The 14,695-nt window shown below is 46.7% G+C and carries 10 protein-coding genes; 9 read left to right on the plus strand and 1 reads right to left on the minus strand.

The genetic code is table 11. The features are described from left to right. The 8 genes from KWJ01_RS05125 to araA form a co-directional block, all read left to right on the plus strand. A partial coding sequence (locus KWJ01_RS05125; protein WP_304502763.1) for a transketolase family protein occupies positions 1-439 on the plus strand: 439 nt, incomplete at its 5' end. A gap of 129 nt (positions 440-568) precedes the next feature. Continuing rightward, positions 569-1,378, plus strand: coding sequence for a LacI family DNA-binding transcriptional regulator (locus KWJ01_RS05130; RefSeq protein ID WP_255651029.1), 810 nt, complete (start codon positions 569-571; stop codon positions 1,376-1,378). Beyond that, on the plus strand, positions 1,320-1,652 hold the full coding sequence (locus KWJ01_RS27940; RefSeq protein WP_370634654.1) for a substrate-binding domain-containing protein: 333 nt from the start codon (positions 1,320-1,322) through the stop codon (positions 1,650-1,652). Before KWJ01_RS05130 ends, KWJ01_RS27940 begins: the two co-directional genes overlap by 59 nt. A 234-nt stretch (positions 1,653-1,886) precedes the next feature. Further along, the gene (locus tag KWJ01_RS05135; RefSeq protein ID WP_224995350.1) at positions 1,887-2,594 is read left to right on the plus strand and encodes an NUDIX hydrolase; all 708 of its coding nucleotides are present in this window, start codon (positions 1,887-1,889) and stop codon (positions 2,592-2,594) included. 189 nt (positions 2,595-2,783) lie between these two features. Then, the gene (locus KWJ01_RS05140; RefSeq protein ID WP_224995351.1) at positions 2,784-4,505 is read left to right on the plus strand and encodes a ribulokinase; all 1,722 of its coding nucleotides are present in this window, start codon (positions 2,784-2,786) and stop codon (positions 4,503-4,505) included. A gap of 6 nt (positions 4,506-4,511) precedes the next feature. After that, positions 4,512-5,210 carry an L-ribulose-5-phosphate 4-epimerase gene (locus tag KWJ01_RS05145; RefSeq protein WP_224995352.1) on the plus strand — a complete coding sequence of 233 codons (699 nt, stop codon included), beginning with the start codon at positions 4,512-4,514 and terminating at the stop codon, positions 5,208-5,210. A 76-nt stretch (positions 5,211-5,286) separates the two neighbouring features. Beyond that, complete coding sequence (locus KWJ01_RS05150) at positions 5,287-7,161, plus strand: sodium/solute symporter (RefSeq protein ID WP_224995353.1); 1,875 nt, start codon at positions 5,287-5,289, stop codon at positions 7,159-7,161. A 67-nt stretch (positions 7,162-7,228) separates the two neighbouring features. Then, positions 7,229-8,728, plus strand: coding sequence for an L-arabinose isomerase (gene araA, locus KWJ01_RS05155; RefSeq protein ID WP_224995354.1), 1,500 nt, complete (start codon positions 7,229-7,231; stop codon positions 8,726-8,728). Between the two features lie 165 nt (positions 8,729-8,893). Here the strand turns inward: araA and KWJ01_RS05160 are convergent, their stop codons facing one another. After that, on the minus strand, positions 8,894-10,873 hold the full coding sequence (locus tag KWJ01_RS05160) for a glycoside hydrolase family 97 protein (RefSeq protein WP_224995355.1): 1,980 nt from the start codon (positions 10,871-10,873) through the stop codon (positions 8,894-8,896). A gap of 740 nt (positions 10,874-11,613) precedes the next feature. Here KWJ01_RS05160 and KWJ01_RS05165 point away from each other — a divergent pair. Further along, the gene (locus KWJ01_RS05165) at positions 11,614-14,679 is read left to right on the plus strand and encodes a TonB-dependent receptor (RefSeq protein WP_224995356.1); all 3,066 of its coding nucleotides are present in this window, start codon (positions 11,614-11,616) and stop codon (positions 14,677-14,679) included. Positions 14,680-14,695 lie beyond the last annotated feature (16 nt).

Genomic DNA, 14,695 nt, shown 5'->3' on the forward strand with positions numbered 1-14,695 from the left:
GCCCATCTTCACAGCCCCCGACCAGGAGTTTATCATCGGCAAAGCCTGGATGGTGAACGAAGGAGCAGACGTATCTATCTTTGCCACCGGTCACCTGGTGTGGGAGGCCATACAGGCAGGGGAGCAGTTGGCAGAGATGGGCATAGATGCAGAGATCATCAACATCCACACCATCAAGCCCCTGGATGTGGAGGCAGTGCTGAAATCAGCCCGTAAGACAGGCTGTGTGGTAACGGCAGAGGAGCATAACAGGCTGGGCGGCCTGGGCGACAGCATCGCACAGGTGCTGGTGGGGCATCACCCGGTGCCACAGGAATATGTGGCGGTAAACGACAGCTTTGGCGAAAGCGGTACCCCAGAACAGCTCATGAAAAAGTATGGCCTGGATGCAGAGCACATCATCAAAGCCGTGAAAAAAGTAATGGAGCGGAAGAAATAATCAGGCGGCCGCACTGCGGCCGCTATAGGCTTTCACGGCCTCTCTGAAAGGGCAGGCCGTGAAAGTACTTTAAGAAGGCAGCTCGCTCGTGCCGGGTAAAGCTTCCGGAACAATTTTCCCACGACAAGAATGAAAGACATGCAGCAGGATGATGGTAATTCAGCAGGCGCTGGAGGTTTTGAGGTAAAAAGAGGACAGGCAAGGCTTAAAGACATTGCGAGGTCGCTGAATGTTTCAATCTCTACCGTTTCCAGGGCGCTGGGTGGGTCTCATGATATCAATGCAGAAACCAGGAAGGCCGTGGTGGAAATGGCCGGCAGAATGGCTTATGCACCAAACCAGGTGGCGCAGAGCCTGCGCACCAATAAGACCAACACCCTTGGCATTATAGTGCCTGATTTAACCACATACTTCTTCTCTGCCAATCTTAGCGGTTTTCAGGAGGTGGCAGCAGAAAAGGGCTATAATGTTATGATCTGCCAGTCGAATGAATCTTACGAAGAAGAGCTGAGAAACATCAGTACCCTGATGGCCAGCCGGGTTGACGGCCTTATCATCTCTCTTTCCAAGCAAACCAGCAATTACGACCACCTGCAGGCACTATACAAAAAGGGTATACCCCTGGTCCTGTTCGATAGGGTTTGTGATGATATTGAAACTACCCGCATCATGGTAGATGAACATGATGGCGCCTTAAAAGCTACAGAGCATCTTATTGAAATGGGTTGTAAACGTATAGCCCATTTATCGGGTCCGGAGAATTTATCAATCAGCAGGCGCAGGCTGCAGGGGTATTCAGATGCGCTGCAGAGGTATGACATCCCCTTGAGGGAGGAGCTAATCCGCCACACACAGCACCTTAACCGACAAAGACCTGGCAGTGCAGGTGCAGAACTTGCTGGAGCTGTCTTCTCCGCCAGATGCCATCTTTGCCATTAACGATGCAGCGGCTATACAGGCCATGCTGGTAATCAAATCAAAAGGATTGCGTATGCCGGAAGATATAGCCCTGATTGGTTTCAATAACGAGCCTGTTACTTCCCTGGTTGAACCCTCTATTTCAACAATAGCACAGCCGGCCTTTCAGATAGGAAAGCTCGCGGCAAGTCATGTGCTTGAGCAGATCAGTAGTCCCGGAGATTTCATTCCGCAAAAGATCATCCTTAGAACAGAGCTTATCATTCGCGATTCTTCAAACAGAAGAAAGAAATAAAGGGGTGGCAGGTTGCTGAATGGCTGATGGGGTTCGGGTGCACACCATACCTGCTATAAGGGTAAAAAATACACATAAATTATGCCCTCCAGTGCCCTTGTTGCTGTTAAATGTTTCACAAACGTTTTAAATCGAGCCAGGGCGTGTTTTATTTTAGAAAATAATTGTTATTTTCACACTTTATGAGTTAGAGTTCTTCTCATGATTTGTACAGCAATATAAACCGGTAAAAAAGTGATAAGATACGCTGGCCAAACACGTGCATTAGTTGCAGTGGATTGTATAATCTTCGGTTTTGATGGTGATAACTTCAAACTGCTACTGATACAGCGGGGGTTTGCTCCGGAAAAAAAGAAATGGAGCCTCATGGGGGGCTTTGTTCAGGTGAACGAAAGCCTCGATCAGGCGGCAAACCGTGTGCTCAAGCAGCTTACTGGTCTGGAAAATGTATTTATGGAGCAGCTGCATGCGTTTGGAGATCCGTTTCGCGACCCTGCGGAAAGAACCATTGCCGTTGCTTATGTAGCCCTGATTGACATTCAGAAATACGAACAACAGCTAAGCCAGGAATTTCATGCCAAGTGGTTTTTGCTGAACGATATGCCACAGCTGATTTTTGACCACGAAAAGATGGTGCAGATGGCAAAAAACAGGCTTAAGTATAAAGCAGCCATGCATCCGATTCTGTTTGAGCTGTTGCCGGAAAAATTTACTGTACCGCAATTACAAACCTTGTACGAGGGCTTGTATGAAACTGAATTTGATAAGCGAAACTTTTTCCGGAAAGTATTATCTACAGGTTTTTTAATTAAACAGGACGAGAAGGATAAAGGAAACTCCAGGAAAGGAGCCTTCTATTATAAAATAGATAAAGAACAGTACAACCATAAATTTGAGGCTTTTCTTAACCTGATACCAAAGCAGGAGGCCATGCTTATTTAACACTGTTGTTTTGTAAATAGAGCAGCAGAGTTTGTATTTATTAAATTAAGTGTTACTTTGACACTAGCAAAATAATGGCTTTTGTGCAGTTTAAAGGTTGAGTGGTATGCCGGAACAGGAGGAGTGCCGGCTAAAGCACACAGGGTCATGTGCTTATAAGGTCAAAAAATTTTTAAATAAGGAGCAATCATGGATAAGCGCTTATATGTGATAGGAGTTGATTACGGGTCTGACTCAGTAAGATCCGTTCTGGCAGACGCACAAAATGGAGAAGAGATTGCCTCTTCTGTTTACTACTATCCACGCTGGCAGCAGGGCTTGTTTTGTTCTGCCGAGGACAATCGATTTCGGCAGCACCCACTCGATTATATTGAAGGTCTGGAGCATACTATAAAAGAATGTATCAGGCAGGCAGGTAGCACCGTAGCAAAAGCAGTTAAAGGCATATCTGTGGATACTACAGGCTCTACACCTGTTGCTGTAGATAAAAGCGGTACTCCCCTGGCCTTATTACCGGGATTTGAAAACAACCCGGCAGCCATGTTTGTGCTCTGGAAAGACCATACTGCTGTGGGCGAGGCTGCAGAAATAAACGAGCACGCTAAAAAGTTTCAGCCCAATTACCTGAAGTACGTAGGCGGAATCTACTCTTCGGAATGGTTTTGGGCTAAGCTGCTGCGCATTGTAAGAGACGATGAGCAGGTACGTAAGGCCTGTTATTCGTGGGTAGAGCATTGCGACTGGATTCCCTTTTTGCTCACTGGTGGTAACGATGCCGACAAAATGAAGCGTGGCCGCTGCTCGGCCGGACACAAGGCGCTGTGGGCTGCAGAATGGAATGGCCTGCCGCCCAATGAGTTTTTCGCCTCGCTGGATCCCCTGCTGGATGGCTTTACTGATCGTTTGTTCAAAGAAACTTATACTTCGGACCAGGCGGCAGGTACCTTAAGTCCCGAATGGGCAGAGCGCCTGGGGCTCTCTACAGATGTGGTGGTAGGCATAGGTGCCTTCGATGCCCATATGGGTGCCGTTGGCGGGCAAATTGAGCCGTACCACCTAAGCAAAGTTATGGGTACCTCTACCTGCGATATGCTTATTGCTCCTACTGCGGAGGTAGAAGATACACTAGTAAGAGGGATTTGCGGCCAGGTGCCTGGCTCTATCATTCCTGATATGATTGGCCTGGAGGCAGGTCAGTCTGCTTTTGGCGATACCTATGCCTGGTTCAGGAAACTACTGATGTGGCCCCTGCAAAACCTGTTATCTGGTTCTGCCGTGATCAGTGCAGAAACTGCTGAGGCCCTTCAGAAAGAGATAGAAGCTAGGATTATACCGGAAATAAGCCGACAGGCTGCTGAACTACCCTTGTCGTTAAACAGCGAATATGCCCTCGACTGGTTTAACGGACGCCGTACACCAGATGCCAACCAGCTGCTGAAAGGCGCTATTGCCGGCTTAGGTTTGGGCAGCGATGCACCGCGAGTATTCAGGGCACTGGCAGAAGCCACCTGTTTTGGCGCAAAGAAGATTGTAGACAGGTTTGTGGAGCAGGGGGTGCCGGTAAAAGGTTTGATTGGCCTGGGAGGGGTTGCCAGAAAATCGCCCTTTATCATGCAAATGATGGCCGATGTGATGAACATGCCCATTCGCATTCATAAGTCGGAGCAGACTTGTGCCATAGGCGCCGCTATGTTTGCCGCAACGGCAGCAGGTCTGTACCCAAAAGTAGAAGATGCCATGGCTGCCATGGGGCAGGGCTTCGATCTGGAGTACTTCCCGGATCCTAAACGTGCTGCTGTTTATGCAAAAAGATATGAGAAGTTTACTGCACTGGGAGAGGCCATAGAAGAGCAGACGGCTCCTGCACCCCTGCAGGTTACTGATAAACAGGAAGAAGTTGTTCGCCAATAAACATATATGAACAGGTATCAGGATATTCGGGAAGCGGCCTATAAGGCTAATATGCAGCTGCCTAAACTAGGCTTAGTGCTGTTTACTTTTGGTAATGTTAGTGCCGCAGACAGAGCAGCGGGTGTTTTTGCCATCAAGCCCAGCGGGGTGCCATACGATGAGTTAACGCCCGATAAAATGGTAATTGTAGATTTTGACGGGAATACGGTAGAGGGCAGCCTAAGGCCCTCTTCAGATACCAAAACCCATGCAGTGCTTTACAAACACTGGGAAAAGATAGGAGGCATTGTGCATACGCACTCTACCTATGCTACTGCCTGGGCTCAGGCGCAGCGCGATATCCCTATCTTCGGAACAACACATGCCGATCATAACACGGTAGATATTCCCTGTGCTCCGCCAATGGATGATAAAATGATCCATGGAGATTATGAATATGAAACAGGCTTTCAGATCATGGACTACCTGAAGGCCAAAGGCATGAGCTACGAAGAGGTGGAAATGGTGCTGGTTGGCAACCATGCCCCTTTTACCTGGGGGAAAACAGCAGATAAAGCGGTATATAATAGCGCAGTGTTGGAAGAAGTAGCCAGAATGGCTTATCTTACCGAACAAATTAGGGCAGATGCCCCACGTTTAAAGGATTCTCTAATTAAGAAGCACTATGAAAGAAAGCACGGGCCACACTCCTACTACGGTCAGTAAGAAGCTTTTTCATGCAAAGTGTTAGCAACAGATAATCTTCAAGCAAAGCTATTTTATACCAATCAATTCACCCCGAATGACAGCTGGATTTTCAACCCTGGATTACATTATCTTTATCCTGTATGCCCTGGTAATCTTGTTCCTGGGCTTATGGGTATCAAGATCCAAGAAAGGCGTAGATAAAACTGCGCAGGAGTACTTTCTTGCAGACAAATCATTAACCTGGTGGGCAGTAGGTGCATCACTTATTGCGGCCAACATTTCTGCCGAGCACTTTATTGGAACCTCAGGTTCCGGCTATGCCATTGGTCTGGCCATCTCTGCCTACGAATGGATGGCAGCCGTTGCACTGATTATTGTAGCAAAATTTTTCCTTCCGGTTTTCATTCACAATGGGGTGTACACCATGCCCCAGTTCCTGATGCAGCGCTTTAACAGGGGTGTAAGTACAGCCTTTGCTGTTTTCTGGCTGCTTGTGTATGTGTTCGTAAACCTAACCTCTGTTAGTTACCTGGGTGCCCTGGCCATGGAAACCATCATGGGAGTTCCGCTGGTGTATGGCATCATTGGTTTGTTGCTGTTTTCCGGTATCTACTCTATTTATGGTGGTCTGGAGGCTGTTGCCTGGACAGACGTTGTGCAGGTAGTGGTGCTGGTAGCCGGTGGTCTGGTAACAACCTACCTGGCACTGGATGCAGTAGGAGCGGGCGAGGGTGTTTTAGCCGGCTTTGCAAACCTTTACGAAGAAGGACGCAACCACTTTATGATGATCATTCCTGAAAACACACTCTTTGTGCCGGATGGCCAGGGTGGACAGCGGGATGCGTTTAAAGACCTGCCCGGTGTTGCTGTAATCCTGGGTGCCATGTGGGCCACTAACCTGGGCTACTGGGGCTTTAACCAGTACATCATTCAAAAAGGTCTGGCGGCAAAGAGCATCAACGAAGCCAAGCGCGGTCTTCTCTTTGCTGCATACCTTAAAATCCTGATGCCATTGATTGTAGTAATCCCTGGTATTGCTGCCTACGTACTGATCAATAACTATTCTCCTGAGCAATTATCTGAGATATTGGGCAAGCCTATTGAAGCCATTGGTACCATTGAAAAGTCTGACTCTGCCTACCCCTGGCTGCTGAAGAACTTTGTGCCTGCAGGTGTGCGTGGTCTTGCATTTGCAGCCCTTGCTGCAGCTATTGTGTCTTCGCTGGCCTCTATGGTAAACAGTACCTCTACTATTTTTACCATGGATATTTACCGGCCTTACTTTAAGCCCGAGGCAACCAGCAAACAACTGGTGCGCGTAGGTAGGGTTGTAGCCCTGATTGCCCTGGGCATTGCCATGCTGGTGGCCCCAAGGCTAAGCACGCTCGATCAGGTGTTCCAGTACATACAGGAGTATACCGGTTATATCTATCCGGGTGTTGTGGTGGTGTTTGCCATGGGCTTGTTCTGGAAACAGATTACACCAAATGCAGCACTCTGGACGGCCATTGCCACCATTCCTGCAGGTATCATCATAGCCCTGGTTTATCCTGAAATGCCCTTCCTGCTGCGCATGGGTTATGTATTCATGATCCTGTGTGTGATTGCCTCAGTGATAAGCTTTGTTGAGAAAGGGCATAAGGTTAAATCGCCGCTTCCTTCTCCTGCAAGACAAAGCTACCTGATCAAGGTGTCTTACTTCTTCTTTGCACTTGCACTCATTACAGCTATTCTTACTACAGTACTGCTGCCGCAGTACAATTACCTGGGCATAGAAGCAGCCTATATGCTGGCAGTGCTTTTCGCCATGATAGGCATTATTTTGTATACCAATGTAAAAATGGATCTGGAAGACAGGAAAGCGCTTTCTTCAGATCCTGTGCTTTATAACACCGGTACTCCATTCAATATTGGAGCTGCAGGTGTTGTGCTCATCATTACCTTACTCTATTACTTTTTCTGGATGTAGGCAGCCCGGCAAGGCCACAGGGATACGCCCACACCTTTTACTTATTTGAATAATTAACCTGAAACAGATGATAAATCTAAAGCAACTTGAAGTATGGTTTGTTACCGGCAGCCAGCACTTATATGGAGAAGAAACGCTTAAACAGGTAGCAGAGCATTCTCAGCGTATTGCCAGCGGGCTGGATGGTGCTGAACAGATACCTGTTAAAGTTGTGTTTAAACCGGTAGTTAAAACCACCGAAGAAATTTTTCGCATTTGTCAGGATGCAAACGTGGCACAGAACTGTATTGGTGTCGTTGCCTGGATGCATACTTTTTCGCCTGCTAAAATGTGGATCGGTGGCTTAAAGATCCTGCAAAAGCCCCTGCTGCACCTGCATACCCAGTTTAATCGCGATATTCCATGGAGCTCCATTGATATGGACTTTATGAACCTGAACCAGAGTGCCCACGGCGACCGTGAGTTTGGTTTTATGGTATCGCGCATGCGTATTAACCGTAAAGTTGTGGTTGGCCATTGGGAAGAAGATGCCGTAAGAGAGCAAATTGCAGGGTGGAGCCGTGCGGCTGCCGGCTGGTACGACTGGCAGGGAGCCAAGTTTGCCCGCTTTGGCGATAACATGCGCTTTGTGGCCGTAACCGAAGGCGATAAGGTAGAAGCAGAAATGAAGTTTGGCTTCTCTGTAAATACCTATGGCATTGGCGATCTGGTAAAAGTAATCAATGAGGTAAGCGATGGTGCAGTAGCACAGCTTACGGCAGAGTATGAAGAGCGTTATGCTGTAGTAGCATCACTGCGCAAAGGCGGAGAACAGTATAAATCGCTGCAGGAGGCAGCCAGGATAGAAATTGGTTTGCGTACCTTCCTGGAAGAGGGTAATTTCAAAGGCTTTTCAGATACTTTCGAAGACCTGCACGGCATGGTACAACTGCCTGGTATTGCAGCGCAGCGCCTTATGGGCCAGGGCTATGGCTTTGCCGGCGAGGGCGACTGGAAAACGGCAGCCCTGGTGCGTGCCATGAAAGTAATGGGTAGCGGGCTTAAAGGTGGTAACGCCTTTATGGAAGATTATACCTACCATTTTGAGCCAAACAACAACCTGGTGCTTGGCTCACATATGCTGGAGATTGACGAATCTATTGCTAATGGTAAGCCTTCGTGCGAGGTTCATCCCCTGGGCATTGGCGGCAAGGCAGACCCGGTTCGCCTGGTATTCAATGTAGCCGGTGGCCCGGCCTTAAACGCATCAATTATTGATATGGGTAATCGTTTCCGCCTGCTGATAAATGAGGTAGAAGCTGTAGAGCCGCAGCACGATTTACCTAAACTGCCTGTTGCCCGCGTGCTGTGGAAGCCACTGCCGGATATGAAAACCGGCTGTGCTGCCTGGATCCTGGCCGGTGGTGCTCACCATACCTGCTACAGCCAGAACCTAAGCACCGATAACCTGCTTGACTTCGCAGAAATGGCAGGTATCGAATCCGTGGTGATCGATAAAGATACCAGGCTCAACCAGCTGAAAAACGAGCTGCGCTGGAGCGAGGTGTACTATCAGCTGAATAAATAAGCACAGCTTTAGTAGCTAATATAAAAGAGCCCCGGATGTTAACCTGGGGCTCTTTTGTTTATAAGGCTGTTTATTATTTGTGTGGTTGGACATACATCTCGGTCTGGCATACCCCCGACTTAAGTCCGGGGTATGCCAGAATATGCAAGGCAGACCGAAGTAAACCTAAAACTTCATCACAAATCCACCATTAGGTTCAACGTTCAGCTGGTAAGCAGAGGCAGGTACACTTACGTTAGTTTTACTAAAAGACTTTGGCTCTTCGCCGTCAGTGATCAGCACTCCTTCTTTTCCGCGGCCAATAAAGGAAAGATCCAGGTTCAGGGTTTTCGCCTGCGCTTCTCCATTAATGCCACTTACATACCAGGTGTCGCCTTTCTTTCTGGCTATAACAGCCAGCTTACCGGGATAGCCATCAACAAAACGGGTATCATCCCAGGCAACCGGAATATCTTTTACAAACTCCTTTACATAATCTGGTACCTGTTCCATGCCTGCTGGTGTTTCGGCAATATGCTGAATGCCAGATAAGAAAAGATAGGGTAGCGCCAGCTCAAAGCCGTTTGTTGTTTTGCGTTCTATGCCTGGTATCTCGTGTAAAACCATGGGCGTAAAATCCATCGGATCAAAAGCATTGCGGCTAAATGGCAGCATAGCACTGTGGCTGGGCGCCAGGTCTGCATTTGCCTGTTCAAAGGTGATAAATTCCATGCCCTTAATGGCTTCCATGGTTAAGAGGTTAGGGTAAGTGCGGTGCCAGCCCCTGGGAAGAGTAGAACCATGGCAGTTTACCATAATACCATATGCGGCAGCATCTTTAAAAATATCATGGTAATAGGCAATTACCGACTGACCATCGCCCCCGAAGAAATCTACCTTGATTCCCCTGATACCCATTTTTTGCAGGCGGCTGAATTCTTCCTTTCTGCTTTCTGGGGTAAGAAGTTTATCTTTTGGATGGTACTGCACCGTATTCCAGCTGCCGGCAGAATTGTACCAGAGCACAAGCCCTACATTTTTGGAGGCCGCATAGCGGGAGAGCTCTTCTATCCTGTCGTAGCCTATCGTTGTATCCCAGTTTACGTCAATCAGGCAGTACTCCCATCCCATATTGGCGGCATAATCAACAAACTGCTTTTGAACCTCATAATTGATTGAATTGTCTTTCAAAATTACCCAGCTCCAGGAAGCAACACCTGGCTCCACAAAAGAAAAGTCTTCCTTGATGGCAGGAGCAGCCAGATCGGTGCCCAGGGTGGATTCTACAATAGTGCCCAGCGATCCGATGGTAATAATGCGCCACGGCGAGTACCACGGTAGCTCAGATTCTGGATTTAAGGCACCGCCAGGCATCACTTCTGCAGCCATGGGAAAGCCTACGGCATATTCATTTCCCGGAGAATGCTGCTTTAAGCGGGTGGCGCAGTAATTTCTGTCCAGGTTTGCCTCGGTAATGAGCAGCCAGGTGTCACCATAGTTGAATAAAGCGGGGTACACCCAGCCGGCTTCTGTGGGTGCGGGCTGATCTGCCGGAATGTTCTGCTGGTAATGCTCTTCATAAGAGGGGTTGGTGCCTTCAAAACCTGTTTTTGCTACCGACATTGGTTGTAAAAATGCTTTGGTGCCTTCCCTGAAATGGAAAGAGGTTAACTCCTCGTCAATCTTTTTAGGGTCTGCTGATTTATCGGGAAAGTGGTAGCGGAAGGCCACGCCATCATCAGAAACCCTGAAGATGATGTTCAGCTTTTCGCCGGCTGTGTTGCTAAGCGAAAAGGACTTTTCATTTGCCTGGTAAGTGCACAGTCTTCGTTTACCATGCATCATCACGTACTCATCACGCACCAGCTGCGGTTCCGAAACAGATGCCAGCGTCATACCTTTAGAAAAATCACTGTCTGTGCGGCTAAGCCCAAGTTTTGAGTCAGTCAAAACCAGGCTATCGCGGTAAAAAATGCTGTAAGCAGGCTGTCCGTTCTCCTGAAGTGCAAATGCAACACGCAAATTTCCATCGGGACTGGCAACTACATTTTCATCGGGATTCTCTTCCGTTTTATTGGTCACACAGGAGATCTGAAAGCCTATCAGAATAAAGTAAAGGCACAGCATCTTTCTTGAGAACATCATGTGGGTTCGGCCTGGCATCATTTGATAGTTGGGTTTAAAGATGATGTTTGAAAAGGTTTTAAAAATGTTGAAAATACATTTAAAATGCTATCTGAGTTAGCCTTATTATTGCCTCAGACCAAATATTCTTTTTAGTATATCCATTTTTCCTTAGTCTCCGGACTGTGGGTGCTGCTTTTTTAGCACAGCAGACTTTATGCTTTATTGTGCTGCCTGGTGTGGGGGCTATACTATATAAGATAGAGGAACAAGGCGGATCAAAAATATATAAAGTCCTTATTAGTACCTGAAATCGAATGGGTTAGCTTTTAGAGTGAGTGTAATGTGCATATTACCAGTTACTTACATCAAATTTCACCATGCCTGAATGAGTAAGGCTTATTGTTAGGCAGCAGAGGCTAAAAAAAAATCGCAATCGATTGCAAAAAATAATAAATGTGGATTTCACATTTAAAAAAATAAGTGTACATTGTACTATTAATAACTGACTATCGGACAGAACCAACAATACGAATAAACCAAACAACAGAATCATGAAAACCACCTCACCAACAGCCTCCGGATAAAAGAGCAGGCACCATCCAAAGCTTAACCGCCGTGTAAGATGTCACTTTCGCTTGTTTGTAAAAGAATATTGAAAGTGTGAAAAGAGAGCTGGAAAGTAGATGATGTGCAGGCTAAATTTTTTTAAAATGTTGCCGCAATCGTTTGTTTCCTGCGTGTTATACTGCATTTTAATCGAAGAATTCCACATTAAGTTTATGAAGAAATTATTACTTTTTACTTTGTTAATGGGGTGGCTTTTACCCGGAGCCATTGCCCAGCAACAGGTTACCGGTAAGGTAACAGATGCTTTAACATCAGAGGCTCTGCCAGGTGCTACCGTTCTCATCAAGGGCACCACCACAGGTACAGTTACTGATATGGATGGAAACTACAGGCTGGATGTGCCCGGGGCAGATGCCGTGCTCGTATTTTCATACATTGGATATTTGCAAGAGGAGGTACAGGTAGGATCAAGGGCAACTGTAGACATGGCGCTCTCGCCAGACCTGGAGCAGCTTGATGAAGTAGTGGTAATTGGCTACGGAACTCAGAAAAAACAAGATTTAACAGGTTCCATAGGCGTGGTAAATACAGAGACCATCAACAAAGTGCCTACCAATGATATTCGTAAATCTATGCAGGGCCAGGTGGCAGGTGTTACAGTGCAGGGTGGCGGTGAGCCTGGGGGTTCTCCGAATGTGCGCATCAGAGGTGTTGGATCATTCGGGAATAATGACCCTTTATATATTGTAGATGGTATCCAAACCCCAATCAGCCAAATTCCGGTATCAGATGTTGCCTCAGTACAAATTCTAAAAGATGCTGCAGCGGCCTCTATTTATGGATCCAGGGCTGCAAACGGAGTGGTTATCATTACTACCAAGCGCGGCAGCAAAGGCGAAATTAAAGTTAATTATAATGCAACCCATGGCTGGCAGCGCATTACCAACCGCTATGATGTAGTTGGCAGAGAAGGTTATCAGCTGCTGAACAACGAAGCAGTGAATAATGCTCGTCTGTATGACCCTACTCTTACAGTGGCACCCAGCAACGATCCAAATTCACAATATTTTGTTAATGATATCGATACCGACTGGCAAGATGCTGGTTTGAAAACTGGCAGACTTATGGAGCATGCACTGTCTTTCTCCGGCGGTAGCGATAATGGCAACTACTATGTATCCCTCAACTATTTTGATCACAATGGTCCGGTAGTTGGTAATGGCCCTAATTATGATCGTTACTCTGTACGGGTAAACACAGATTTTAAACTGGGCAGATTCAAAATCGGAGAATCCATTCAAATCGCGAAAGAGCATTTTGATTTTTCTGGCTTTCTGCACACCGGTAATTTTGTGCAGGATTTAGTAAGGGCAATTCCAACAGTGCCTGTTTATGATCCTAACAGGTTGGGTGGTTATGGTGGACCTGATGGTGTGATTCACCGCTCTCTGATGATCAATTCAATTGGCGCCAACAGCATTCTAAGCAACCAGTCTGATCGCTACCGTATTATTGGTAACCTGTATGGAGAGATTGAGATTGTTAAGGATCTGGACTTCAGAACCAGCTTAAGCCTGGAACGTACCGACTGGAAAGATACCAGAAATGAGCCTGAGTTTGACCTGGGTACCAACCGCAACAACAATATTCCAAAATTGTATGACTGGAGAGGCGAGGGTATGACCGCTTCTATAGAAAACACTCTGACCTACGAGAAATTTCTTGGGCTGCACCATATTACAGCGCTAGTGGGTAACACAGCACTGCAATCTAGAGTAACAAATTTAAACGCAAGGGCAGATAATATAGATCCGCGTTTTCCGGATGTTATCTCAAGTGGTGCGGAGCGATTTGTAGATGCAGGTGAAAACGAAAACCGGCTGGAATCTTATTTTGGTCGTGTTCTGTATGATTTCGACAGTAAGTATTTATTAACTGCCACCATTAGAAGAGACGGCTCTTCAAGATTTGGTAGAAACTACCGTTTCGGTACATTCCCATCTGTTTCTTTGGGCTGGAAAGTTAGCGAAGAAGAATTCATGAAAGGAATTTCATGGCTGAATCAATTGAAATTAAGAGGCAGCTATGGCATACTGGGTAATCAGGAAATTGGTAATTATGGACATACTACCTACATCAACCCGTATGCACATGCTGTTTTTGGCGGACAGCTTGCACTTGGTGCCACGCAATCAGGTTTTGCCAATGAAGACTTAAGGTGGGAAGAAACAAAGAGTACCAACGTTGGTATAGACCTTGCTGTTTTTGAAAACAGACTAACTTTTACTACAGAGTACTACAGAACAGAGACCGATGGTGTACTGGTGCAGGTACCATTACCTCCGAGCACTGGAGTATACGATGAAGATGCTCCTTTCAGAAATGCAGGCATCTTGGAAAACTCAGGTTTTGAGTTCATTCTAGGTTACAATAAAGTTGAGGGTGAATTTACCTACAATGCTTCTGTTAATTTAACTACCCTGAATAACAAAGTTGTATCTCTTGGTGGTGGAGTGCCAATTTTTGGTAATACCAGCATCACAGAGGAAGGTGGAGAGGTTTCTGCATTCTATGGTTATAAAATAGAAAAGATCATTCAGACTCAGGAAGAGCTGGATGCGCTCAATTCCGGTGCGCCCGATGGTGTGTACCAGGAGGTGAATACAGGCCGGGGAGACTTTAAATTCATGGATCTGGATGGCGATGGACAGGTAACAGAAGAAGACAGGACTTACCTGGGCAGTGCTATTCCAAAATATACTTTTGGTGGTAGTTTTTCAGCAGCCTATAAAAATTTCGATTTTTCTATGCTGCTGCAGGGTAATGCAGGCAACAAAGTACTGGATGCAGTAAGAGCTTCTATTGAAGCCGCAGCGGGCTATACCAACTACTCCACTAATACTCTGAACAGATGGACTCCGGACAACACAGATACAGACGTTCCTCGTGTAATTCTTAGCGACCCTAACGGAAATGGCAGAGCATCTGACCGCTGGCTGGAAAACGGTAGCTTTCTGAGGCTAAACAGTGTGCAGCTGGGTTATACACTGCCTACCAATATCATGAGTAAATACATTTCTAGCCTGAGATTTTATGTAACAGGCCAGAACTTGGTAACCTTTACAAAATTCCAGGGCATGGATCCTGATTTCAGAAGTACAGGTATATTTAGCAGTGGTGTTGCCATGCCGGACGAACCAAACAGAGCATTCAACGCCTTTTCAGGGGGGTTGCCTAATCCTAAAGGTTTGATGCTGGGCTTACAGGTTCAGTTTTAATCTATAAAGCTAAAAT

Origin of the sequence: Cesiribacter sp. SM1 (assembly GCF_020178975.1) — a bacterium.
Taxonomy (GTDB): Bacteria; Bacteroidota; Bacteroidia; order Cytophagales; family Cyclobacteriaceae; genus Cesiribacter.

Coding starts and splice junctions, on each gene's coding strand:
- KWJ01_RS05165 (WP_224995356.1), top strand. CDS start 11,614: ATGAAGAAATTATTACTTTTTACTTTGTTAATGGGGTGGCTTTTACCC.
- KWJ01_RS05160 (WP_224995355.1), bottom strand. CDS start 10,873: ATGATGCCAGGCCGAACCCACATGATGTTCTCAAGAAAGATGCTGTGC.
- KWJ01_RS05150 (WP_224995353.1), top strand. CDS start 5,287: ATGACAGCTGGATTTTCAACCCTGGATTACATTATCTTTATCCTGTAT.
- KWJ01_RS05145 (WP_224995352.1), top strand. CDS start 4,512: ATGAACAGGTATCAGGATATTCGGGAAGCGGCCTATAAGGCTAATATG.
- araA (WP_224995354.1), top strand. CDS start 7,229: ATGATAAATCTAAAGCAACTTGAAGTATGGTTTGTTACCGGCAGCCAG.
- KWJ01_RS05140 (WP_224995351.1), top strand. CDS start 2,784: ATGGATAAGCGCTTATATGTGATAGGAGTTGATTACGGGTCTGACTCA.
- KWJ01_RS05130 (WP_255651029.1), top strand. CDS start 569: ATGAAAGACATGCAGCAGGATGATGGTAATTCAGCAGGCGCTGGAGGT.